This window comes from Microbacterium testaceum, assembly GCF_001476655.1.
In the GTDB taxonomy this organism is placed as follows: domain Bacteria; phylum Actinomycetota; class Actinomycetes; order Actinomycetales; family Microbacteriaceae; genus Microbacterium; species Microbacterium testaceum_C.
Genome location: NZ_LDRT01000041.1, coordinates 1 through 22,584 on the forward strand (window position 1 = coordinate 1; position 22,584 = coordinate 22,584).

Annotated in this window: 23 protein-coding genes; 8 read left to right on the forward strand and 15 right to left on the reverse strand. The window is 69.6% G+C overall.

Features of this window, described 5'->3' with window-relative positions:
* Window positions 1-1,450 (reverse strand): signal recognition particle protein (gene ffh / locus NS220_RS06880; protein ID WP_058623347.1); only part of this gene is annotated, 1,450 nt, incomplete at its 3' end.
* Window positions 1,451-1,502: 52 nt separating this feature from the next.
* Complete coding sequence (locus NS220_RS06885) at window positions 1,503-2,051, reverse strand: TetR/AcrR family transcriptional regulator (RefSeq protein ID WP_058623348.1); 549 nt, start codon at window positions 2,049-2,051, stop codon at window positions 1,503-1,505.
* A gap of 66 nt (window positions 2,052-2,117) precedes the next feature.
* On the opposite strand from NS220_RS06885, the gene lipB reads away from it, so the two are divergent.
* The 4 genes from lipB to NS220_RS06905 all read left to right on the forward strand — a co-directional run bounded on the left by lipB (window position 2,118) and on the right by NS220_RS06905 (window position 5,406).
* Window positions 2,118-2,756 (forward strand): lipoyl(octanoyl) transferase LipB, encoded by a 639-nt coding sequence (gene lipB, locus NS220_RS06890; protein WP_058623388.1) that lies wholly within the window; start codon window positions 2,118-2,120, stop codon window positions 2,754-2,756.
* Complete coding sequence (gene lipA, locus NS220_RS06895) at window positions 2,753-3,787, forward strand: lipoyl synthase (RefSeq protein WP_058623349.1); 1,035 nt, start codon at window positions 2,753-2,755, stop codon at window positions 3,785-3,787. The genes lipB and lipA overlap by 4 nt, the downstream gene beginning before the upstream one ends.
* A gap of 132 nt (window positions 3,788-3,919) precedes the next feature.
* Window positions 3,920-5,089, forward strand: coding sequence for an inorganic phosphate transporter (locus NS220_RS06900; protein WP_058623350.1), 1,170 nt, complete (start codon window positions 3,920-3,922; stop codon window positions 5,087-5,089).
* A complete protein-coding gene (locus NS220_RS06905) occupies window positions 5,086-5,406 on the forward strand; it encodes a hypothetical protein (protein ID WP_058623351.1) in 321 nt (106 codons plus the stop codon). Before NS220_RS06900 ends, NS220_RS06905 begins: the two co-directional genes overlap by 4 nt.
* Window positions 5,407-5,418: 12 nt before the next feature.
* On the opposite strand, the gene NS220_RS06910 is transcribed toward NS220_RS06905, so the two are convergent.
* The 3 genes from NS220_RS06910 to smc all read right to left on the reverse strand — a co-directional run bounded on the left by NS220_RS06910 (window position 5,419) and on the right by smc (window position 10,435).
* Complete coding sequence (locus NS220_RS06910) at window positions 5,419-5,919, reverse strand: DUF2004 domain-containing protein (protein WP_058623352.1); 501 nt, start codon at window positions 5,917-5,919, stop codon at window positions 5,419-5,421.
* 117 nt (window positions 5,920-6,036) lie between these two features.
* Window positions 6,037-6,909 carry a signal recognition particle-docking protein FtsY gene (ftsY, locus tag NS220_RS06915; RefSeq protein WP_058623353.1) on the reverse strand — a complete coding sequence of 291 codons (873 nt, stop codon included), beginning with the start codon at window positions 6,907-6,909 and terminating at the stop codon, window positions 6,037-6,039.
* Window positions 6,910-6,913: 4 nt separating this feature from the next.
* Window positions 6,914-10,435 (reverse strand): chromosome segregation protein SMC, encoded by a 3,522-nt coding sequence (gene smc / locus NS220_RS06920; protein ID WP_058623354.1) that lies wholly within the window; start codon window positions 10,433-10,435, stop codon window positions 6,914-6,916.
* Between the two features lie 441 nt (window positions 10,436-10,876).
* Here smc and NS220_RS06925 point away from each other — a divergent pair, with 441 nt between their 5' ends.
* Together NS220_RS06925 and NS220_RS06930 are read left to right on the forward strand one after the other, a co-directional pair.
* A complete protein-coding gene (locus NS220_RS06925; protein WP_058623355.1) occupies window positions 10,877-11,143 on the forward strand; it encodes a hypothetical protein in 267 nt (88 codons plus the stop codon).
* 64 nt (window positions 11,144-11,207) lie between these two features.
* Window positions 11,208-12,290 (forward strand): GNAT family N-acetyltransferase, encoded by a 1,083-nt coding sequence (locus NS220_RS06930; RefSeq protein WP_058623356.1) that lies wholly within the window; start codon window positions 11,208-11,210, stop codon window positions 12,288-12,290.
* Between the two features lie 45 nt (window positions 12,291-12,335).
* On the opposite strand, the gene mutM is transcribed toward NS220_RS06930, so the two are convergent.
* The 6 genes from mutM to NS220_RS06960 all read right to left on the reverse strand — a co-directional run bounded on the left by mutM (window position 12,336) and on the right by NS220_RS06960 (window position 17,477).
* Window positions 12,336-13,226: a bifunctional DNA-formamidopyrimidine glycosylase/DNA-(apurinic or apyrimidinic site) lyase gene (mutM, locus tag NS220_RS06935; protein ID WP_058623357.1), complete on the reverse strand. Its 891-nt coding sequence runs from the start codon at window positions 13,224-13,226 to the stop codon at window positions 12,336-12,338.
* The gene (gene rnc, locus NS220_RS06940) at window positions 13,219-13,911 is read right to left on the reverse strand and encodes a ribonuclease III (protein WP_058623358.1); all 693 of its coding nucleotides are present in this window, start codon (window positions 13,909-13,911) and stop codon (window positions 13,219-13,221) included. The genes mutM and rnc overlap by 8 nt, the downstream gene beginning before the upstream one ends.
* Window positions 13,912-13,921: 10 nt before the next feature.
* Entirely contained in the window at window positions 13,922-14,131 is a 210-nt protein-coding gene (rpmF, locus tag NS220_RS06945; protein ID WP_013586329.1) for a 50S ribosomal protein L32, read from the reverse strand.
* Window positions 14,132-14,133: 2 nt separating this feature from the next.
* Window positions 14,134-14,628, reverse strand: a complete 495-nt coding sequence (locus tag NS220_RS06950; RefSeq protein ID WP_058623389.1) for a YceD family protein — start codon at window positions 14,626-14,628, stop codon at window positions 14,134-14,136.
* A 133-nt stretch (window positions 14,629-14,761) separates the two neighbouring features.
* Entirely contained in the window at window positions 14,762-15,259 is a 498-nt protein-coding gene (gene coaD, locus NS220_RS06955) for a pantetheine-phosphate adenylyltransferase (protein ID WP_058623359.1), read from the reverse strand.
* 28 nt (window positions 15,260-15,287) lie between these two features.
* Window positions 15,288-17,477: an ATP-dependent DNA helicase RecG gene (locus NS220_RS06960; protein WP_058623360.1), complete on the reverse strand. Its 2,190-nt coding sequence runs from the start codon at window positions 17,475-17,477 to the stop codon at window positions 15,288-15,290.
* A gap of 76 nt (window positions 17,478-17,553) precedes the next feature.
* On the opposite strand from NS220_RS06960, the gene NS220_RS06965 reads away from it, so the two are divergent.
* The gene (locus tag NS220_RS06965) at window positions 17,554-18,117 is read left to right on the forward strand and encodes an RsmD family RNA methyltransferase (RefSeq protein WP_058623361.1); all 564 of its coding nucleotides are present in this window, start codon (window positions 17,554-17,556) and stop codon (window positions 18,115-18,117) included.
* A gap of 11 nt (window positions 18,118-18,128) precedes the next feature.
* Here the strand turns inward: NS220_RS06965 and thiL are convergent, their stop codons facing one another.
* Entirely contained in the window at window positions 18,129-19,133 is a 1,005-nt protein-coding gene (gene thiL / locus NS220_RS06970; protein WP_058623362.1) for a thiamine-phosphate kinase, read from the reverse strand.
* A 25-nt stretch (window positions 19,134-19,158) separates the two neighbouring features.
* Here thiL and NS220_RS06975 point away from each other — a divergent pair, with 25 nt between their 5' ends.
* Window positions 19,159-19,674, forward strand: a complete 516-nt coding sequence (locus NS220_RS06975) for a DUF3515 family protein (RefSeq protein ID WP_058623363.1) — start codon at window positions 19,159-19,161, stop codon at window positions 19,672-19,674.
* 51 nt (window positions 19,675-19,725) lie between these two features.
* Here the strand turns inward: NS220_RS06975 and NS220_RS06980 are convergent, their stop codons facing one another.
* From NS220_RS06980 to NS220_RS06990, 3 genes are read right to left on the reverse strand one after another with little or no spacing between them, the layout of a single operon-like run.
* Window positions 19,726-20,811 (reverse strand): D-alanine--D-alanine ligase family protein, encoded by a 1,086-nt coding sequence (locus tag NS220_RS06980; protein WP_081323027.1) that lies wholly within the window; start codon window positions 20,809-20,811, stop codon window positions 19,726-19,728.
* Window positions 20,711-21,853, reverse strand: a complete 1,143-nt coding sequence (locus NS220_RS06985) for an NAD(P)H-dependent glycerol-3-phosphate dehydrogenase (RefSeq protein WP_058623364.1) — start codon at window positions 21,851-21,853, stop codon at window positions 20,711-20,713. Before NS220_RS06985 ends, NS220_RS06980 begins: the two co-directional genes overlap by 101 nt.
* Window positions 21,843-22,580, reverse strand: a complete 738-nt coding sequence (locus tag NS220_RS06990) for a lysophospholipid acyltransferase family protein (protein ID WP_153004196.1) — start codon at window positions 22,578-22,580, stop codon at window positions 21,843-21,845. Before NS220_RS06990 ends, NS220_RS06985 begins: the two co-directional genes overlap by 11 nt.
* Window positions 22,581-22,584 lie beyond the last annotated feature (4 nt).

Consider the following 22,584-nt stretch of genomic DNA (forward strand, 5'->3'; position numbering starts at 1 on the left):
CGGATGCCGCGATCCCGGCGTTCTCGGCCGCACGCTTGGCGGGGTTGCCCGAACGCGACCCCTTCGCCTTCTGCTGCTTGCCACGCTTGCTCGACGCGCCCGGCTTGCCGCCGACGGGGCCCATGCCGGGGATGTTGGGCACACCACCGCGTGCGACCGTCTTCATCATCTTGGCGGCCTGCTCGAAGCGCTGGACCAGCTGGTTGACATCGGTGACGGTCATGCCGGAGCCTCGCGCGATACGCAGGCGCCGCGAGCCGTTGAGGACCTTCGGGTTGCGACGCTCGCCCGGGGTCATCGACCGGATGATGGCCTCGGTGCGGTCGATCTCGCGCTCGTCGAAGTTCTCGAGCTGCTGCTTCATGTTCCCCATGCCCGGGAGCATCCCGAGCATCTTCTTCATGGAGCCCATCTTCTTCATCTGCTGCATCTGCTCGAGGAAGTCCTCGAGCGTGAAGGTCTCCGTCGCGAGCTTCTCGGCGACCTTCATCGCCTCGGCCTCGTCGAAGGCCTGCTGCGCCTGCTCGATCAGGGTGAGGATGTCACCGAGGTCGAGGATGCGTGATGCCATGCGGTCGGGGTGGAACGGCTCGACGTCGTCGAGACCCTCACCGGTCGACGCGAAGATGATCGGGCGCCCGGTGACGGAAGCCACGGACAGCGCGGCACCACCGCGCGCGTCGCCGTCCAGCTTCGACAGCACGACGCCCGTGAAGTCGACGCCGTCCTGGAACGCCTTGGCCGTGTTCACGGCATCTTGACCGATCATCGCGTCGATGACGAAGAGCACCTCGTCGGGCTGTGTCGCCGTGCGGATGTCGGCGGCCTGCTTCATCAGCTCGGCGTCGACACCGAGTCGGCCGGCGGTGTCGATGATGACGATGTCGTGCTGCTGACGCGTGGCGTAGGCGACACCGTCGCGCGCGACCGTGACCGGGTCGCCGACGCCGTTGCCCGGCTCGGGGGCATAGATCGCGGCCCCGGCGCGCTCGGCGACGACCTGCAGCTGGTTGACGGCGTTGGGGCGCTGCAGGTCGCACGCGACGAGGAGCGGGGTGTGGCCGTCCTTCTCGAGCATCTTCGCGAGCTTGCCGGCGAAGGTGGTCTTTCCCGAGCCCTGGAGTCCGGCGAGCATGATGACCGTCGGCGGGTTCTTGGCGAACTGCAGGCGGCGCTGCTGACCACCCAGGATGCCGATGAGCTCGTCGTTGACGATCTGCACGACCTGCTGCGCCGGGTTCAGTGCACGGTTGACCTCGTCGCCGAGAGCACGTTCGCGCACTGCCGCGGTGAACTCCTTGACCACGGGCAGCGCCACGTCGGCGTCGAGCAGGGCCCGGCGGATCTCGCGCACCGTCCCGTCGACATCGGCGGGCGTGAGCTGGCCCTTCTTCCGGAGGTTGCGGAAGGTCTCTGTGAGCCGGTCGGAGAGGGTGCCGAAAGTCGCCATGATGAGTCGAGTTTACGCGGGACGAGGCACCGCCGCCGCCCCGACGCCACGGTCAGGCCGTCTCGAGGGCCTCGGCCAGGGTCGCGGGCAACGATCGTCCGGTGGCGTTGCGGTCCGCCCACGCCCAGACGGCCGCGAGCACCGCGGCCGACAGCGCCCCGGCGCGCACCTGCGCCGCCAGCGGCGCCACGCCTCCTCGCGCCAGGCGAGCGGCGACCTCGCGCTGCAGATGGAACTGACGCACCGCGCGGTCGCGGTCGAGCTCGGCGGCGATGCCCATGGCATCCGCGTGGGTGATCGCGAGGGCGAGGGCGTCCGGGGCCAGACCCTCTCCGATCACCGTGAGCGCCTCTATCGGGTCCGCGCCGTCGCGAAGCAGGCCGATTCCTCGCGCTGACTGCTCATCGAAGCCCGACCAGAGCACATCGCTCTTCGCGGAGAAGTAGTTGAAGAAGCTCGAGCGGCTCACGCCGGCGCGACGAGTGATGTCCGACACCGAGGTCGCCTCGTACCCGCGTTCGAGGAACAGCTCGCAGGCGGCTTCGGCGAGGACCTCGCGCGACGACGCCCGGGGTCGCCCGCTCCGGCTCGGTGAGGTCATCACCACAGCCTAGAAGACCACCTCGCGTGTATTGTTAGACCCCATCCAACAATGGCGGGAGCGGTCATGCTCGACATCCACCACGCGGGGTTCGCCCCCGACTACGTGCCCTACCTCGACGGCTGGGCCGAGCAACGGCGGGTCCACGCCGAGGTCGTCTCGGGGCGACGTCCCGACACCCTTCTGCTCCTCGAGCACGAAACCGTCTACACGGCCGGCAAGCGCACCGAGGACCACGAGCGGCCCGACGACGGGACCCCGGTGATCGATGTCGACCGTGGCGGCAAGATCACGTGGCACGGTCCCGGCCAACTCGTGGGGTATCCCATCGTGCGGCTGCCCGAACCTGTCGACGTGGTCGCGCACGTCCGTCGCCTCGAATCCCTCATCATCGCCGCTCTCGCCCCGCTCGGCGTCGACGGCATCCGCGTCCCGGGCCGCAGCGGCGTCTGGGTCCAGCGACCTCTCGGCCTCGACAAGGTCGCGGCGATCGGCGTCCGCGTCGAGAAAGGAGTGACCATGCACGGCTTCGCCGTCAACTGCGACAACACCCTCTCCGGCTTCCGCCGCATCGTTCCCTGCGGGATCACGGATGCCGGCGTGACGACCGTGAGCGAGGTGATCGGTGCCGACGTCTCCCCGGGCGATCTCGTGCCCCGCATCGTGGACGTCTTCCGCGCCGAGTACGCGGGGGTGGCGGCATGAGCACCTGCGGGACCGGAACGGCCGGGGTCCCGGCATCCACCGCTCCGAACGGGCGGAAGCTGCTGCGGCTCGAGGTCCGCAACGCCGAGACGCCGATCGAGCGCAAGCCGGACTGGATCAAGACGAAAGCACGGATGGGGCCGGAATACACGGCCCTGCAGAGCCTCGTGAAGAGCGAGAACCTGCACACGGTATGCCAGGAGGCCGGGTGCCCGAACATCTTCGAGTGCTGGGAGGACCGCGAGGCGACCTTCCTCATCGGCGGTTCGCAGTGCACACGACGGTGCGACTTCTGTCAGATCGATACCGGCAAGCCCGCCGACTACGACACCGACGAACCTCGTCGCGTGGCCGAGAGCGTGACGCGGATGCAACTGCGCTACGCCACCGTGACGGGCGTCGCCCGCGACGACCTCCCCGATGAGGGAGCGTGGCTGCACGCCGAGACGGTGCGGCGCATCCACGCGGACAACCCGGGGACCGGGGTCGAGATCCTCGCCACCGACTTCTCGGGGAACCCCGCCTTGCTCGCGGAGGTCTTCTCCTCTCGGCCCGAGGTCTTCGCCCACAACGTCGAGACCGTGCCGCGCATCTTCAAGCGCATCCGTCCCGCGTTCCGCTATGAGCGCTCACTGGGCGTGCTGACGGCCGCGCGCGACGCCGGGCTCATCACGAAGTCCAATCTCATTCTGGGGATGGGCGAAGAACCGGAGGAAGTCGTACAGGCCCTTCGCGACCTGCACGAGGCGGGTACGGACATCATCACGATCACCCAGTATCTGCGTCCGACGCCGCGCCATCTCCCCGTGCAGCGGTGGGTCAAGCCCGCCGAGTTCGTCGAGTTCAAAGAGGAAGCGGAACGCATCGGCTTCCTCGGAGTCCTGGCAGGGCCCCTCGTGCGCTCGTCGTACCGTGCCGGTCGCCTCTGGGCGCAGTCGATGATCTCCAAGGGCCGCGAGATCCCCCCGCATCTCGGGCACCTCGCGAAAGACATCGCCGCCGCGGACGCAGGGTTCGCGCAGGCGGTCTGATCGCGCGGGACGGGCGGATAGTAGACCCCTCCGGCGCCCCTGCGGAAGGGCACAGTCCCGTCACTCCCTCGGTCTACCGTGTCGCCGGGTCAACAGGCCCGCTCTCGGCATCATCGTTCGAAGGGAGTCACGGTGGACCCCACCGTTCTCGTCCCCGTCCTCCTCGTGGTCGCGCTCGCGATCTTCTTCGATTTCACCAACGGCTTCCATGACACCGCGAACGCGATGGCGACCTCGGTCGCCACCGGCGCGCTGAAGCCCAAGGTCGCCGTCCTCATCTCCGCCGTCCTGAACCTCGTCGGAGCGTTCCTGTCGACAGCCGTGGCCAAGACCGTGTCGGAGGGAATCCTCGCCCAGAACGACCGGGGCCTGCCCCAGATCACGGTTCCGATGATCTTCGCCGGTCTCATGGGGGCGGTGGTCTGGAATCTGCTCACCTGGTGGCTGGGCCTGCCTTCCAGTTCGACACACGCGCTCTTCGGCGGGTTGATCGGCGCGGCGGTCATCGGCGTGGGCATCCAGGCCGTCGAGTGGGGTGGGGTGCTGTCGAAGATCGTGCTTCCCGCTCTCCTCTCCCCCTTCATCGCGGGGATCGTCGCTCTCTGCGCCACGTTCCTCGTCTACCGGATCACCCGCATGGCCACCGTGGCCGGCTCATCCCGCGCATTCCGCCACGGCCAGACCATCTCGGCATCCCTCGTGTCGCTCGCGCACGGGACCAACGACGCGCAGAAGACCATGGGGGTCATCACCCTCACGCTCATCGTCGCCGGCGCGCAAGAAGCGGGAACCAGCCCGCAGCTCTGGGTGATCCTCTGCGCCGGGCTCGCCATCGCGCTCGGCACCTACCTGGGCGGCTGGCGGATCATGCGCACCGTCGGCAAGCGCATCACGGATGTGAAGCCCCCGCAGGGCTTCGCCGCGGAAACGAGCGCCGCGTCGACGATTCTGATCTCGTCGACCCTGGGCTTCCCCCTGTCGACGACGCAGGTGACCTCGGGAGCCGTGATCGGATCGGGACTCGGCAAGAGACTCGCCTCCGTCCGGTGGAACGTCGTCACCCGAATCGCTTTCGCGTGGGTGGTGACCCTCCCCGCCGCGGCGATCGTCGGCGGCGGCGCCGCCTGGGCGGCGTCCGCGGGTCTCGTCGGGCTGATCGGGGTCCTCGTGGTCGGCGTGGCCGTCTGCGCGGGCTTGTTCGTCCTCGCACGCCGCCGCCCTGTCTCCGCCGACACCGTCAATGACGATTCACTCGACGCGGACCGGCTCGGTGCGCGCCGTCCGCAGGGAGAACCCGCATGATCGCACCCGTGCTCCGGTCCGAGATCGGCGGAGTCCTCGCCTCCGAGGGCGGCTCGATCCTTCTGGTCTTCGTCGTCGGGCTCACCGCGAGCCTGGTGATCGTCGGGCTGTACGCGCTCGGTATCCGGCTGTTCGCCGTCGGCGCTCCCGACGACGACGTCGTCGACGGGGAGGACCCCGAGGGGCCCACCGCGACCGTCGCCGCCCGGGAGCGGGCCCGTCCCGTCGCCGCCACCGCCGCGGGGGTCGCCTGCTTCGTCGCGTTCGCCGCGGCCGTCCTGTACGGGATCTATCTCGTCATCCCGCTCTTTCACTGAGCGAGGTCGACGTCAGTCGGCGCTCGTGACCGATTGCACCGAGCCGTCGGAGGCGAGGTTGACGAGCAGCACATCGTCGGTGGCATCCGGGTCGAGCGCGTACTCGAGCACCGCGAACGGATCGGTTCCCCCGTGCTCGTCGGCGAGGATCGTCACACTCATCAACTGCATCGACTTGATGACGTCGATGTGGGTGTCGCCGGACGGGTCGATCAAGAGGTCGTCGATCTCCTCGCCGAGGGTCGCCTGCTGCTGGAGGATGTACTCGGTGACCTCGCTCGTGCGCGAGTCGAGTTCGCCGACCATGGCGTTGCGCGCCGCGAGGTCGATCGACTCGAGCGCCGAGATCATGGCTGCCGCCACGTCGAGGGCCTCGACGGACACGTCGTCCTGGTCGGGGGCCGTCAGATCCACGGTCACGCTCTGATCGCCGAATTCGACGTTCTCGGACCAGAAGATCGACCCGTCGGGTCCGGACTCGAGGAGTCCGAAGAAATCGTGCTCGATCGCCATACCCTTATGAAACCAGTAGGCACCCTCTTCGGGAAGGCGACCCGCCCGGGCCGGGTGAGCCCGCGCCGGGCCCGGTGCGGCCGGGCGACGCCGGGCAGGGTGAGCCCGCGCCGGGCGTCAGTCGACGAGCGACGAGGCGAAGACGTGCGGGGTGAAGCCCGTGAGGTCGTTGATGCCCTCGCCCTGTCCCAGAAGTTTGACGGGGATGCCCGTGCGTTCCTGAACGGCCAGGACGAAGCCCCCCTTCGCGGAACCGTCGAGCTTCGTCAGCACGAGCCCGGTCACCCCCGCGCTGTCGAGGAACGCCTGCGCCTGCATGAGGCCGTTCTGACCCGTGGTGGCATCGAGCACGAGGAGGACCTCCGCGATCGGCGCCTGCTTCTCGATGACGCGTTTGATCTTGCTGAGCTCGTCCATGAGCCCGCCTTTGGTGTGCAGGCGCCCGGCGGTGTCGACCAGCACGATCTCCGTCCCGGTCTCTTTCGCGTGGGCGACGGTCTGGAAGGCGACGGATGCCGGGTCCTGACCTTCGTGCTGGGGGCGGACGATCGTGGCTCCCCCGCGTTCCGCCCACGTCGCCAGCTGGTCGACCGCGGCGGCGCGGAAGGTGTCTGCGGCGCCGACGACGACCGTGCGCCCGTATCGCTGCAGGAACTTGGCGAACTTACCGATCGTCGTCGTCTTGCCGACACCGTTCACGCCCACGACGAGCACGACCGCCGGCCGCTCGGTCAGGCGCAGTGTCGTGTCGAACTTCGCGAAGTGCTCCTCGAGCGTCTCCTTGAGCATGCGCTGCAGATCGCGGGGGTCGGTGGTGCGGAAGCGCTCGACCTTCTCGCGCAGCTCGTCGATCAGACGCTCGGTGACGTCGGGGCCGAAGTCGGCTGTGAGCAGCGCGGTCTCGAGGTCGTCCCAGGTCGTCTCGTCGATGGTGGGTTTGACGAACAACCCGCGCAGCGCGCGGCCCAGCGACCAGGAGTTCTCAGCCATTCCCTCAGCTTACGGGGGCAGCCTCACGCGCGGCCGCCGCTCGATCACCGACGCGCTGCCCGACGACGGCGGACACCCCGTCCTGCCTCATCGATACGCCGTACAGTGCATCGGCGATCTCCATCGTCCGCTTCTGGTGCGTGATGACGATCAGCTGGCTGCTCGAGCGCAGTTTCTCGAAGACCCCGAGGAGGCGCCCGAGATTCGCGTCGTCGAGAGCGGCCTCGACCTCGTCGAGGATGTAGAACGGGCTCGGACGCGCCGTGAAGATCGACGTGAGAAAAGCGACGGCGGCGAGAGAACGCTCTCCTCCCGAGAGCAGCGAGAGGCGCTCGATCTTCTTCCCCACGGGACGGACGGAGACCTCGATGCCCGTCGTCAGCGGGTGCTCCGGATCGGTCAGCGAGATGCTCCCCGCCCCGCCGGGAAAGAGGATGGGGAAGATCTCGGTGAACGCGGCCCGGGTGTCCTCGAAGGCGGCGACGAAGATCGTCTGCATGCGCTCGTCGAGCTCGGCGATGATCGTCTGGAGGTCTGCGCGTGTCTGCTGCAGGTCGGCGAGTTGTTCGGTGAGGAAGGCGTGGCGCTGCTCGAGAGCGGCGAACTCCTCGAGCGCCAGCGGATTCACGCGGCCCAGTTGACCGAGCTTGCGCTCGGCGTCTTGCAAGCGGCGCTTCTGACCCGCCCGGTCGAACGGGGTCTGCTCTCCGTCGACCTCCGTCGGGACGGGCTGGTCCGGACCATATTCCGAGATGAGAATGTCTTCGTCGAGCGCCAACTCGGACTGAACGCGCTCGAGCAGGCTCGTGACGTGCAGACGCTTCTCATGCATCTGGAGCTCGAGGCCGTGGACGCTCTCGGTCAGGCGCGCGAGCCGCTCCCGAACCTCCGACTCCTCGCCTCGCGCGCGAGTGAGATCCGCGGACACGGCGGTCCGCGTCGCCTCCGCCGACGCGAGCTCGACGCGCGCACGACTCACCGACCGGTCGACCGAGTCGAGAAGCGCGGGGAGCTGTGCTGCGACATCCGCCGCGATCTCCCGCTGCGCTCGCCGCACGACGGAACGGCGCGCGGCTTCCTCGGCCGCCGCCCGCTCGCGCTCACGCTGGTTCTCCAGCTCGACGATTCGCGCCTCGCCGGCACGTACCCGCTCCTTGAGCGTCTCGATGTCGAGCCGTGCCCGCATCTCGGCCTCGCGCACGGACTCGAGCTCGGCCACCAGGCCGTCACGCGCCGAGGCGTCGAGGATCGGGCGCGGAGCCTCGAGGGCGCGCGCGAGAGCCGTCTCGGCGGCCACCGCCGCGTCTTCGGCTTCGGCGACCGCGACGGAGGTCTGGGCGAGCCCTGCCTCCAGGCGCTCGCACTCGGCGACCGCCGCCTCGTGCCGAACCGTGACGCGATTGACCTTCTCGGCCTGCGCCGCCAACGCGGCGTCGTGCGCGCGGAGCGTCGCCAGGGTGTCCTTCGTGCGCTGCCGCGCGTCGACGAGGCCGCGTTGCGCATCGCTCAGAGCTTCCCGGAGCGAGTCGGCCACGACGACGATCTCGGAAAGTCGCTCCACGGCGGCGTCGCGCTCGGCGGCCAGTTCGAGCCGCGAACGCCCGGCGCCCGATCCCGCGCGCAGCGTGCGCGCGGTCAGGACCTCGCCCGCCCGCGTCACCAGGATCACGCCCTCATCGAGATCCACGAGCGCCGCTTGCGCGGCATCCAGGTCGCTCACGACGACCACTCGGGACAGGATGCCGAGTATCCCCGGCGGGCCCGTCACGATGTCCACCGCGGGCACGGCCCCCACCGGCACCGACACCGGTGCCGTGCCGCGCGACGCGTCGGCGACCGCGATCTCGACGACGCCGAGGTCGTCCTCGGTCGCGGTCCGGGCCGTGGCGAATGCGGCGGCTGTGTCGTCGACCAGAACGCCCTCGGCGAGGGAGCCGAGCGCCGCGGCGACCGCGGCCTCGTAGCCCGCGGTGACCTTGATGGCGTCCCCCACGAGCCCACGGACACCCGGTTGACCCGAGGCGACGAGGTCAGCCGCGGCGTTGCGTACATCGAGCGCGCGCCCCAGAGCCGTCGTCTGCGCGGTCAAGGCATCGCGCTCGCGCTCTGCGGCGTGAAGACGCTCCCGAAGCTGCGCGACCGAGGTCTCGGCATCGTTGGCGTCGCGCTGGGCCCGCTCGTAGTCCGCTGCGTGCTCGGCCGAAGCCGCCTCGGGGGCCGCCGCCGGATCCAGGTCCGCCAACGCCTGCTCGGCCTCCGCGCGGCGGAGCAACGCGGCATCCAGAGCGCGTTGCTGGCGCTCGACGCCCGCGAGCACGGCATCCCGTGTCGAGGCGGCCGAAGAGGCCGCACCCCGCAGGGCGGTGAGCTTCATGTCGTGTTCGGAGACCAGGGCGCTCTGCGCCGCGATGTCGACGTCGAGGGCGTCGAGGTCGGCGCGTGCGCGAACCACCGCTCGAGCGGCGTCCGCCGCAGCGTCCTGCGCATCTCCGAGACCCCCGGCGATGTCGTCGATCTCGCTGCGGACGTCGTCGATCATCGACTGCGACACCGTCGGGGCGAAAGCATTCGTGTCCCTGTCGTCGTCGGACAGCAGAGCGAGTCGCTGCCCCGCGAGCGTGTACAGGCCGCGGAGGCGCTCCTGGATCTGTTCGAGCGAGAATGCCACGCGTCGTGCACGGTCGACGGCCTCGGAACGCTGCTCCTCCTCGAGCCGCTCGACGCGATGACGAAGGCCCTCCGCCTGCTCCTGCAGCACGAGGCGCTCGGTGTGACGCTCGTTCTCCGCCCGCGCCGCGTCCGCGAGCTGCCCGCGCAGTCGCACCAGCTCGTCGGCGAAGAGCCGGGCCTTGGCATCGCGGACGACCGCCGCGATCGTGGCGGCCTCTCGCGCGATCTCGGCCTGCTTGCCCAAGGGCTTCAGCTGGCGCCGCAGTTCCCCGGCGAGGTCGCTCAGCCGCGTGAGGTTCGTCTCCATCGCCTCGAGCTTGCGAACGGTCTTCTCTTTGCGGCGTCGGTGTTTGAGGATCCCCGCGGCTTCCTCGATGAAGCCGCGGCGGTCCTCCGCGGTCGCCTGCAAGACCGTGTCCAGGCGCCCTTGCCCGATGATCACGTGCATCTCGCGGCCGAGGCCGGAGTCGCTCAACAGCTCCTGCACGTCGAGCAACCTGCTCGTCTGTCCGTTGATCGCGTACTCGCTCGCGCCGGTCCGGAACAGCGTCCGGCTGATCGTCACCTCGCTGTAGTCGATCGGGAGGGCGCCGTCGGAATTGTCGATCGTCAGCTGGACCTCCGCGCGACCGAGCGGTCCGCGCGTCGAGGTGCCGGCGAAGATGACGTCCTCCATCTTGCCGCCGCGCAGGGTCTTGGCACCCTGCTCCCCCATCACCCAGGCGAGCGCATCGACGACGTTGGACTTGCCCGAGCCGTTCGGACCGACGATGCAGGTCACGCCGGGCTCGAGGACAAAGGTCGTGGATTGCGCGAACGACTTGAAGCCCTTGAGCGTCACGCTCTTCAAGTGCATGTCGCCGCGCCTCCCGCCTGATCCTCGACTTTTCACGCTACCCGAGGAACCGCGGGATTCCGGGGCACCAGGCCGGTCGCTCCCTTCAGACGCGCCCGGGCGATCGCCGAATCTGGACGAGAGCTTGACATTCACTGAGTCGCTTCGCTAGCGTCGGGGGTCGCAACCGACGTCGAGAGGAGGTCCTCCCATGATTCGCAACACCACCGGCTTCTCCGCCACCGGCTTCATCGCCGCCCCCGTGCTGTCCGCACCCTTTGCCGGAGTGACCACCGTCGTCGGAATGCCCGCCTTCCTGGGCTGACCCCGTCGCGTCGAGACGTCTCTCGTCTCCGCTTCGCGTGCCGCATCCATCGGATGCCGAGCACTCAGGATCGTTCGATCCCTCGCGAGCATCGCTCGCCGCCTCCCTTCCCGCTCTCTTTCCATCGGAGCCTCCGCATGAGCAATCTGCCCACGCGCGCGCCGCAGCACACCGCGGCCACGCCCACCGTCTCCCTCCCCACGATCGTCGAACGCCCGGTCGGCCTCCTCGATCGCCTCACTCTGCGACTCGGCCTCTGGCTCCTGACGCGTCACGCGGCGCGCGTGCACGTCATCGAGCTGCGAACGGCAAGCGCCCACCGCGCGCACGCGCAGTCGGCCGAGCGACGCCAGCGCGAACGCGACTGGTACCGCACGGCGGCCCTGATGCGTCCGCCCTTCTGAAAGGTGTGCGCCGTCCCCCGGGCGGCGCACACCTCGACCTTTCCTCCCCGACGAAAGACAGCCCATGACTTCGCTCCCCGCCGGCGTCGAGTTCCGACGCCTGCACATCCCCGCTTCGATCACCGGCGACGACGCCGCCGACTTCCGCGCGATGACCCGCGTGCGCAACCTCGTGTACGCCGAGATCTCCGGACACGACGATCACGCCATGCCCGCCGACGAACTCCTGCCCAACTTTCAGCCGGACCCCGCCCAGGTGCGCTTCTCCTGGCTCGCGGTGCTCGACGGCGAGGTCGTCGGTCGCGTCGGTCTCGACCTTCCGCAGGAGGAAGGGGCGCGATCGGGCTTCTGGCTCGTCGAGCTGCGCCGCTCCGTCTGGGGCCGCGGAATCGGACGCGCCGCCTACGCGCTGGTCGAGCAGACCGCACGCGAACACGGTCGGACAGTGCTGCAATCCTGGGCCGAGCACCCCGCTGCCGACGGCCCGCACCTGAACGCGCCCACCGGATTCGGTTCGGTGCCGCACGATCACATCGCGCGGTACTTCCTGGCATCCGGTCACACTCTGGAGCAGGTGGAACGCAACAGCGCGCTCGACCTCACGACCGCTGAGCCACGCCTTCGCGAGTTGCTCGCGGAGGCGGAAGCGGCATCCACCGGGTACCGCGTCGTGCAATGGACCCTGCCGACACCCGACGAGTTCGTCGACGCCATGGCGCTGATGAAAGAGCGCATGGTCACCGATGCCCCGGCGGCGGGCCTCGAGTTCGACGAGGAGGAGTGGGATGCCGAGCGCCTGCGCCGCTATGAGCGCACCTACCTCGACGCCGGGCGCCTTCTGCTGGTCACCGCGGCGCAGCACATCGACAGCGGCGACCTCGTCGCTTTCAACGAACTCGCGATTGGGAAGGACCGAACGGCGGCGACGTCTCAGCACGACACGTTGGTCGTCCGCACGCATCGCGGACATCGCCTCGGCTTGCTCGTGAAGTGCGCAGGTCTGCTCGCCTGGCGCGAGATCGCGCCCCACTCGCCGCGCGTGCTCACCTACAACGCCGAGGAGAATCGCCCGATGCTGTCGATCAATGAGGCGATCGGCTTCGTCCCGGTCGCGTACGAGGGCGCATGGAAGAAGGTGCTCGTCTGAACGCCGGGCGGGGGGTGAGCCACTTCTGCCCGCACTGCCGGCGCGTCAGCGCACGCGCTGGCAGTGCGGGCAGAAGTGGCTCGACCGGTTCATGAACGAGACTCGGACGATCGGTCGGCCGCAGCGGGGACACGGCTGACCGGTCCGCCCGTAGGCGTTCAACGAGTGCGCGAAGTACCCGGCCTGACCGTTGACGTTCACGTACTGCGCGTCGAAGCTCGTTCCGCCCTCGGCCAACGCCTTCTCGAGTACCGCTCGAACCTCCCCCAGCAGGCGGTTCACCGCGCGGGTCGGAAGGGCTGCGCCCGGCGTCTCGGGGTGGATTCGCGCCGCCCACAGCGACTCGTCGGCGTAAATGTTGCCGATGCCGCTGGCGACCGTCTGATCGAGGAGCACGCGTTTGATGCCGGAATTCGTCCGTGCGATGCGCGCGCGGAATCGGGCCGCGTCGAACGCGGGGTCGAGCGGATCGCGGGCGATGTGCGCCACCTGGGTCGGCACGCGCGGGAGATCCGATCCCCGACCGGCCGCGGCACCGTCGGGCGTGTCGACGAGCGGGTCGATCGCGAGGGAACCGAACGTGCGCTGGTCGGCGAAGACCACCGAGAGGGGGCCGTGGAGGGGGTGCTCGAGCTCGATGCGGATGCGTTCGTGTCGCTCTTCGGGAGCGCCGGGGACACGCAGGAGCATCTGCCCGCTCATGCCGAGGTGCGTCACGATCGCCTCGTCGTCGGAGACCGGCATCCACAGGAACTTCCCGCGACGAACCGCTGCCGAGATCCGCCGGCCGGTGAGTTCGGCCTCGAAGTGCGCCGCCCCGCCGGTGTGACGGGTGAGCGCACGCTCGTCGCGGACGTCGACCGACGCGATGAGCGCACCGGTCACAGCGGGCTCGAGGCCGGCGCGGACGACCTCGACCTCGGGAAGCTCAGGCACGCGCGTCGAGTTCGCGCCACGCCGTCAGCGCCGCGGCCATCTCGGCCTGCTTCTTGCTCGACCCGGTGCCGGTTGTCACGACGTCACCGACCCGCACGGTCGCGGTGAACCGTCGGTCGTGGTCGGGGCCGGACGCCTCGACCGAGTACGTCGGTGCCGGCACCGACAGACGTGCCGCGATCTCCTGCAGGCTCGTCTTGGGATCCATGGCCGCGCCGTAGCGCGCGGGGTCGGCCATCAGAGGCTCGATCAACCGAAGAACCATCGCGGTGGCCGCATCAGGCCCTGCGGACAGGTACGTCGCACCGATGATCGCCTCCATCGTGTCGGCGAGGATCGAGTCCTTGTCGTGTCCCCCGGTGAGGATCTCTCCTCGCCCCAGACGCACGTGCGGACCCAGACCGATACCGCGCGCGACCTCGGCGAGAGCGATCGTCGAGACGACTCCAGCGCGCCGCTTGGCGAGCTGCCCTTCGTCGAGGTCGGGATGCCGCGTGAACAAGCGCACCGTGACGGCCTGCCCCAGTACGGAGTCGCCGAGGAACTCGAGGCGCTCGTTGTGCGCGATGCCGCCGTTCTCATAGGCGAACGAGCGATGCGTCAGAGCGAGCGAAAGAAGCTCGGGGTCGATGTCGACCCCGAGCTTCTCGGTGAGCGCTGAGCGCTCGACGTTGTGACGCGTCACGAATCGCCGATCAGACGTCGGCGACCTTGCGGCCCTTGTACTCGAGGAAGAGCTCGGTGCCCTGCGAGTCGGTGACGACCTTCGCCTGGTGGGGGCGGCTGTAGACGACCTTGCCGTTCTCGATGGTCTTGACCAGCGCGGGGGCTTCGGCCTTCCACTGCGCGCGACGCGAGCGGGTGTTCGAGCGGGAGACCTTCCGCTTCGGGGGGTTACCTGCCATGTCTAGCTCTTCTCTGTCTTGGGGGCGGCGCGGAGCGCATCGCCGTCGTCTGGGGTGTACTGCTGGAGCGCAGCCCATCGAGGATCAACGGACGTCTGCTCCGTGTCGCCGGGGCTTTCCGTCAGCCTCTCGCCCGTGTTCGGGTCGAGCCCGGGGCAATCCGGCTGACACACCGGCTGGAACGGAAGCGACAGGACAATCGTGTCCCGGACCAGATTTTCAAGATCCACGTGGTCGTCTTGAACGTCGAAGTCGCTCGCTTCATCCCCAGGATACGCGAAAAGTTCCTGGAACTCGACTTCGACAGGCTCTTCGATGTCGATCAGGCACCGTCCGCACACGCCGGTGGCGGTGGTGTCGACCGTGCCCGACACGAGAATGCCCTCGTGCACCGACTCCAGACGTACCTCGAGATCGAGGAGCTCCGTCTCGGCGACCGAGACGAGACCCTCGCCCCATTTCTCCGGAGCGGGCAGCTCAAGGGTGTGCTCGCGCATCTCACCGGGCTTGCGCTCGATGTCGCGCACGGGGAGCTGGAAGGGGCCGGGCCGTCGGGTTCTCACGGTCGTCAATGCTACCCGCGCGGTTCGCGACGCGGGCCGGGCACGCGGGTCGTTCGCGGGTGGGCGATCAGATGCCGCGCGCACCGGTGTCGAGGAACCGCGCGACCGCGGGCGGCACATACGGCGACACGTCCCCACCGAGACCGGCGACCTGCCGGACGAGAGAACTCGACACGAGAGCGTGCGAGGGGTCGGGGAGGAGGAATACTGTCTCGACGTGGGCCAGGTCGCGGTTGACGATCGCCATCGGTGTCTCGTAGGCCACATCGACCTGCGAACGGATGCCTTTGACCAGCACCTTCGCGCCGACCTCGGTCGCATAGTCGACGAGGAGTCCCATGCTCCAGGCTGCGACGATCACGTCTCCCTCGACGCCCGCCTCGGCGATCGACTGCTCGAGCAGCGACTGGCGCTGGGCGATCGGCAGCATCGCCTCTTTGCCGGGGTTGTGCACGACGAGGACGTGCAACTGGTCGAAGAGGCCGGCAGCCCTCCGGATGACGTCGAGGTGCCCGAGCGTGGGCGGGTCGAACGAGCCGGGGACGACGGCGATCCGGGGGTCCATGCCGCCAGCCTACCGATTACGCCGGTGGTCAGGACTTGGCAAGGGCCGCGCGTTCTTCGACGCCGAGACGTCTCTCGAGCGCGGCGGACAATCCCGGATGCCGCTGGAGGGCGGGATCGTCGGCGAGCAGCCGCTCCCCCTCGGCGCGTGCTTCTGTGATGAGGTCGGCGTCCGTCACCACGCGCAGAAGGCGCAGCGACGACCGCACGCCCGACTGCGCTCCCCCGAGGACGTCTCCCTCGCCGCGCAGCTCGAGATCCACCTCCGCCAGGGCGAACCCGTCGAGGGTCGCCGCCACCGCGTCGACGCGGGCCCTCGACGACGTGCCGGGAGCCGCCTCGGTGACGAGCAGACACAGGCCGGGGAGGCCGCCTCGACCCACGCGTCCACGCAACTGGTGAAGCTGCGACACACCGAAGCGGTCGGCCTCGAGGATGACCATCGTCGAGGCGTTCGGTACGTCGACCCCGACCTCGATGACCGTGGTCGCGACCAGCACGTCGATGTCGCCGCGGGCGAAGGCCTGCATGACGGCGTCCTTCTCGTCGGACGGCATCTTGCCGTGCAGGATCTCGACGCGGATGTCGGCAAAGGCCGGCAGTCGCGAGAGCACCGCCTCGACCTGGACCACTCCCCATCGCGTGCGGTTGCCCTCGCTCGCGGCGGCGGGGACGGGAGCCTCGGGCGCGTCGGCCGGTTCGTCGGTCTTCTCGTCGGCCGTCAACTGATCGGCGTCGATCGCCGCACAGACGACGAAGGCCTGGCGTCCCTGGGCGACTTCTTCGGCCACGCGGTCCCAGACCCGGGCGAACCAGCCAGGCTTCTCGGCGAGGGGAGCGACGAAGGATTGGATGCCGGCCCGCCCGGCCGGCATGGTGCGGATGGTCGACACATCGAGGTCGCCGAAGACCGTCATCGCCACGGTGCGCGGGATGGGTGTCGCCGTGAGGACGAGCGTGTGCGGGGAGTCGCCCTTGGCGCGCAGCGCCTCGCGCTGGTCGACGCCGAAGCGGTGCTGCTCGTCGACGACGACGAACCCGAGGTCGGCGAACGTCGTCGTGGCGCTGAGAAGCGCGTGCGTGCCGACGACGATGCGTGCCTGACCGGATGCCACCCGAAGAGCGGCCTTCCGCCGCTCGGCGGCCGGGAGCTGACCGGTCAACAGCGTCGGCATGAGTTCGGGCGCGAGCTCGGGGCCGAGCATGCGCGCGATCGACCGCAGGTGCTGCGCGGCGAGCACCTCGGTCGGCGCGATGAGCGCGGACTGACCGCCCGACTCGGCCACCTGGAGCATCGCCCGCAACGCCACGAGGGTCTTGCCCGAGCCGACCTCACCCTGGACGAGACGGTTCATCGGCCAGTCGCCCACCATGTCGGCCTGGATCTGCGCGCCCACGCTCTGCTGATCGGGGGTCAGCTCGAACGGGAGGATGCGGTCGAAGCGGTCGAGAAGGCCGCCGGGACCCGCCGGCCGCTTGGTCGCCGACAGCGCCCGCACGAACTGCCGTTGCTGCAGGAGCGCCGTCTGGAGCACGAAAGCCTCGTGCATGCGCAACGTGGCCAACGCCGGTGGGATGTCGTCGTCGCTCTCGGGCCGGTGGATCTGCTCGAGCGCCGCGCGGGCGGGCAGAAGACCGCGTCGGGCGCGGAGATCGTCGGGCAGAGGATCTTCGATGTCACCGAGCGCGTCGAGGACGAGCGAGATCGTCTTCTGCACCAGCGGACTCGGCACGGTCGCGGTGGCCGGATAGATCGGGATCGGACGCTTCGCGCTGACCTCGGCTTCGGCGCGGGCTTCGGCGATGTCGTCGAACAGCTCGTAGTCGGGGTTCGTCAGCTGCGTCTGACGACGGTACTCGCCGACCTTGCCCGAGAAGATGCCCCGGCGCCCGGGCGTCAGCTCTTTCAGTCGCCACGGCTGATTGAAGAAGGTGAGCGACAGCCGTCCGTCGCCGTCGCTGATGACGACCTCGAGCAGCGAACCCCGGCGGTTCTGCATTCGCCGTTCGCTCGCGCTCACGACCTCGGCGACGATCGTGACAGGCTCGCCCAGCGGCAAGGTCGAGATCGGCGTCAGCTCGCCGCGCCGCGCGTACCGCCGCGGGTAGTGCTCGAGAAGCTCGCCGACCGTCTTCATGCCGAAAGCGCGGTCGAACGCCGCCGCCGTCTTGCCGCCGATCGCACCATCGAGACGAGAGGCGAGCGACAGACCGGGCATGTTCCGAGTCTAGGGACGACCACCGACATCGACCGCGACGCCCGGGGCAGGCGCCCGAGAACCTTAGGCTGGAGCGGTGACGCGCATCATCTCCGGCCGCGCGGGCGGCGCCGTGCTCGAGGTCCCCCCGAAGGGCACACGCCCGACGAGCGACCGGGTGCGCGAATCGCTCTTCGGTGCGCTCGAGTCCGCAGACCTCCTCGACGGCGCGCGCGTCGCCGACCTCTACGCCGGCTCCGGTGCCCTGGGGCTCGAGAGCCTGAGTCGAGGAGCGATCTCGGCGGACCTGGTCGAGCTCTCCGCTCCGGCATCCGCCGTGATCCGCAAGAACGCAGACCGGGTGCGGACGGCCGGCGTCCACGCCCCCGCGCGGGTGCACCGGGCGAACGTCACGACGTACCTCGCGGCATCCGGGGCCGAGTGGGACCTCGTCTTCATCGACCCTCCGTACGACGTGGGGGACGATGAGCTCACCCGCGTGCTGATCGCCCTCGCTCCGCACCTGAGCCCGGATGCCGCGGTCATCGTTGAGCGCGCCACGCGCTCGCCCGCCCCCGAGTGGGAGGCCGCCGGTCTCGAGCCCGAGAGGGAGCGCGCGTACGGCGACACCACGATGTGGTGGGGGCGACCGCACGCCTGAAGCGGCACGGGTCAGCCGCGCCCGGCGTCCCAGTCGCGATAGGGGTCCCAGCCCACCCGGCCTGTCCACGCACGTCCGTCGACGATGATCGATTCATCGCCCCGCGCCTGGACGGTTCCGATCCGACGACCGAGAGGGGTGGCATCCACGGGGAACGTCACGAGGAAGCCGTGATCCTCTCCGCCGGCGAGAGCGCCCGCGGGGTCGTCACCCAGGGAAGCGGAGTCGAGGGAGATCGTGACGCCCGAGGCATCCGCCATCCGGGTCGCGTCGAGCGCGAGCCCGTCCGAGATGTCCATCATCGCCGTGGCCCCGGCGTCCGCCGCGCGGAGCGCGTCGGCGATCGGGGGGCGAGGGGCGAGCTGGCGCGACAGCGCGTGGGCGTCCGCGTTGCCGAGGGTCGCGCGCGCCTCGGTCGTGACGGCGATGGGGGTGCCGTCGGCATCCGTGAAGCGTCGGAAGAGCAGGTCGATCCCCCGAGCGGCCGGGCCGAGCTCGCCGATGACGTACACGCCGTCGCCGACGCGCGCGCCCGAGCGTCGCACCGGGTCACGGCTGTCGAGAGAGCCGAGGGCCGTGACGGCGATCGTGAGCGTGTCGGACACGGTGAGGTCGCCGCCCTCGACCGCGCAGTCCGGGGCGAGCTCGGCGCACGCCGCGGCGAGCCCGTCGGCGAAGCCGCGGACGAACGAGACGGGGGTCGCGTCGGGCATCGCGAGCGCGACCAGGAGAGCGATCGGCCGCGCGCCCATCGCGGCGACATCGGCCATGTTGACCGCGGCCGCTTTGAAGCCGAGGTCGTGTGCCGACGACCACGCGAGGCGGAAGTCCGGGCCGTGGACGAGCGTGTCCGTCGTCGCGACCACGCGTCCATCCGGGAACGCGAGCACGGCCGCGTCGTCGCCGGGTCCGACGGGAGCCGCCGAGGGCGGAAGGCGATCCAGGATGCCGCGGAGGATCTGCCCCTCGGACAGTTCTCCCACGGTGATCTCACGGCTGGTCTCGGCGTCGGTCACTCCCCCACGCTATTAGCCTGGAGGGGTGCCCCGCTCTTCTCGGACTCTCCCGCTGCTCGCTGCCCTCCTGCTCCTCCCGGGGCTCGCGGCGTGCAGCGCGACGGTCGCGATGGAGCCGGCGAAGCTCGCCAACGACCCCGCGTGCGCCAACGTCGAGGCGCGACTGCCGAAGACCATTTCGGGACAGGAACGCCGCTGGACCGACGCACAGTCGACTGCGGCCTGGGGCAATCCGGCATCCATCCTCATGACCTGCGGTCTCGAGGCCCCCGCCCCGACGACACTGCCGTGTCGGACGTCGGACGGCGTGGACTGGATCGTCGACGAGTCCCGAGCATCCGAGAACAAGTACACGCTCACCACCTACGGGCGCGAACCCGCGGTGCAGGTCTTCCTCGATCAGGGCGTGGCCAGCAGCGGCGATGTCGCCCAGGCGCTGGGACCGCTGATCCGCGACAACCTCGCTGCGACCGGCGCGAAGTGCACCTCGCTGTCGGATGCGACGCCCGCTCCGGAGCCGTCGCCGACAACGACCCCGTAGCGATGTCGCGGGAGCGACCTCCCCGACGCAGACGAGATTCCGGTAGGGCGGTCAGGCCTTCGCCAGCGCCGCATCGAGCAGGTCGCTGATCAGGTCGGGGTAGCTCAGCCCGGAAGCGATCCAGCACGTCGGGAACATCGAGATCGGGGTGAACCCGGGCATCGTGTTGACCTCGTTCACGTAGAACTCGGTGCCGGTGTAGAAGAAGTCCACGCGGGCCAGACCCTGACCGCCGATCGCCTCGAACGCCTGCGCGGCGATCCGCTGCATCTCAGCCAGCTCGCCGTCGCCGAGGTCGGCGGGGCACACGAGGTCGACACCGGGCGCGTCGAGGTACTTCGCCTCGAAGTCGTAGAACTCGCGGCCCGTGACGATGATCTCGCCGGCGACGCTCACGCGGACCGGCCCGCCATCGCGGCCGGGGAGCACGCCGCATTCGACCTCCCGACCGACGATCGCCTTCTCGACGAGCACGAGGCCGTCCTCGGCGAACGCGGTGTCGAGGGCGGCATCCAGGTCTTCCCATCGCGACACCTTCGTCACACCGACGCTCGAGCCCGCCTCGTTCGGCTTCACGAAGACCGGCAGGTCGAGGGCCCGCATCCGGCGCTCCCACAGCGCGCGGTCCCGGGCGAGATCGGCGCGCGTGACGGCCACCCACGGCACCACCGGGACGTGCGCTGCTCGAAGCACCTGCTTGGTGACGTGCTTGTTCATCCCGATCGCTGACATGAGCACGCCGCCACCGGCGTACGGGATGCCGAGGAGCTCGAGGAGTCCCTGTACCGTGCCGTCCTCACCGAACCGCCCGTGCAGGATCGGCAGCACGACATCGACGTCTCCGAGCGACCGCGTGCCCTCGGCATCCGTCACCGTCCACTCGCGCGACAGCGTCGAGTCGGGAAGCCGGACGCGCGTGCCGTTGTCGACGACCTGCGGCAGCGCCTCCGGACGGAGCGCGAACTTGTCGGGGTCGTCCTCCTCGAGCACGAACGCGCCGTCGCGGGTGATGCCGACCGGGATCACCCGGAAGCGGTCACGATCGATCGCCCGCAGCACCCCGCCCGCCGTGGCGGAACTGATCGAATGCTCGCTGGAGCGCCCGCCGAAGAGCACCACCACCACCGGTTTGGTCATTTCGCGTCCTCTCGCCCTGCGGCTGGTCGTCGTCGGTCGTCAGGTGGGGCGCGATGTCGCGCGGGTCCATGGTGCCGTCGAGCACCATCTTGACCTGCTGCACGATGGGCATGTCGACACCGACCTGCTTCGCGAGCTGGAGCACCGGGGCGACGGATGCCAAACCCTCGGCGGTCTGCTGCATCTGGGTGACGACTTCTTTGTAGCCGTATCCCTGCCCGAGCAGGCGCCCCGCCGTGTTGTTGCGGCTGAGCGGCGACTGGCACGTCGCGATGAGGTCGCCGAGCCCGGCGAGACCCTGCAGCGTCTCGGGTTGGGCGCCCTGCGCGACGGCGAAGTCGGTCATCTCGACGAGTCCGCGCGTGATGATCGACGCCTTGGTGTTCTCGCCGTAGCCGACGCCGTCGACGATGCCGATCGCCACCGCGATGAGGTTCTTCAGCACCCCGCCGAACTCGGTGCCGATGACATCGGTGTTGACGAACGAGCGGAAATAGCGATTGCGCGCGCGGCGCGCGACGGCCTCGGCCGTCTCGGGGCTCAAGGAGCTGATGACCGCGGCCGTGGGCTGCTCGCGCGCGATCTCGAGGGCGAGGTTCGGGCCGGATGCCACCGCGATGCGGGCAGGGTCGCACTCGAGCACCTGCTCGATGACCTGGCTCATGCGCAGGCCCGTGGACTTCTCGACACCTTTCATGAGCGACACGATCGGGACGTCGGTGTGCGCGACGAGCGGCTTGATCGCGGCGAGGTTCTCCCGGAGCGACTGGCTGGGAACCGAGAGGTAGATCTGCTCCGCCCCCCGCAGAGCCTCGGCGAGGTCGGTCGTCGCTGTCATCGTGCGAGGCAGATTGATGCCCGAGAGGTAGCGGCTGTTGCGCTTCGACTCGGTGATCTCGGCGGCCAGCTCCGCGCGACGCGCCCACATCACCACCGATGCACCGCCATCGGCGAGGATCTTGCCGAACGTCGTGCCCCAGCTTCCGGCACCGACGACGGCCACCTTCGGGCCCGCGACGGGCGCGACGTTCCTACGACTCAAGGCGGCCCGTCTCGTTCTGCCCGTGCTGCGACGGGTTCCAGCGCTCGGCCGGGGCGGGAATGCCCCGGATACCGGAGAGCATCTGCGAGATGCGTCCCATGAGCGCGTCGGTCGCGCTCGTGAGCACCGCGGGCGAGGTGGAGCCGGCGTACTCCGACAGATCCATCGCCGGGCCGAACTCGATGATCACGTGGGAGCGACGCGGGAACCTGAGCTTGCCGTAGCGCGGGAGAATCTCTTGCACTCCCCACTGCGCCATCGGGATGAGGGGGAGGTCTCCGGCGAGGGCGAGTCGGACGGCACCCGTCTTGCCGCGCATCGGCCACAGGTCGGGATCGCGCGTGAGCGTGCCCTCGGCGTAGACGATGACGCCGCGTCCGTCCTTCGCGATCTGCTGTGCGGCCTTCATGGACTGGTTCGCACTCGTGGAGGATCGCGGCACGGGGACCATTCCGGTCGCCCGCAATGCGGCTCCCAGGACGGGGACCTTGAACAGGCTCTCTTTCGCCATGAACCGCGGGGCACGACCCACTCGCCAGACCGCGACGGCGACCGTCACCGGGTCGAACTCCGAGTTGTGGTTCGGAGCGAGCACGTACGCCCCCTCGCGCGGGAGGTTCTCCGCGCCGCGGATCTCGATCCGCGCGAACAGTCCCGTGACGGGGACGATGATCGCCGCGAGCGGCCAGAAGGCGCTCGGGCGGCTCTTCTCGGGGTTCGAAGCCACCGGC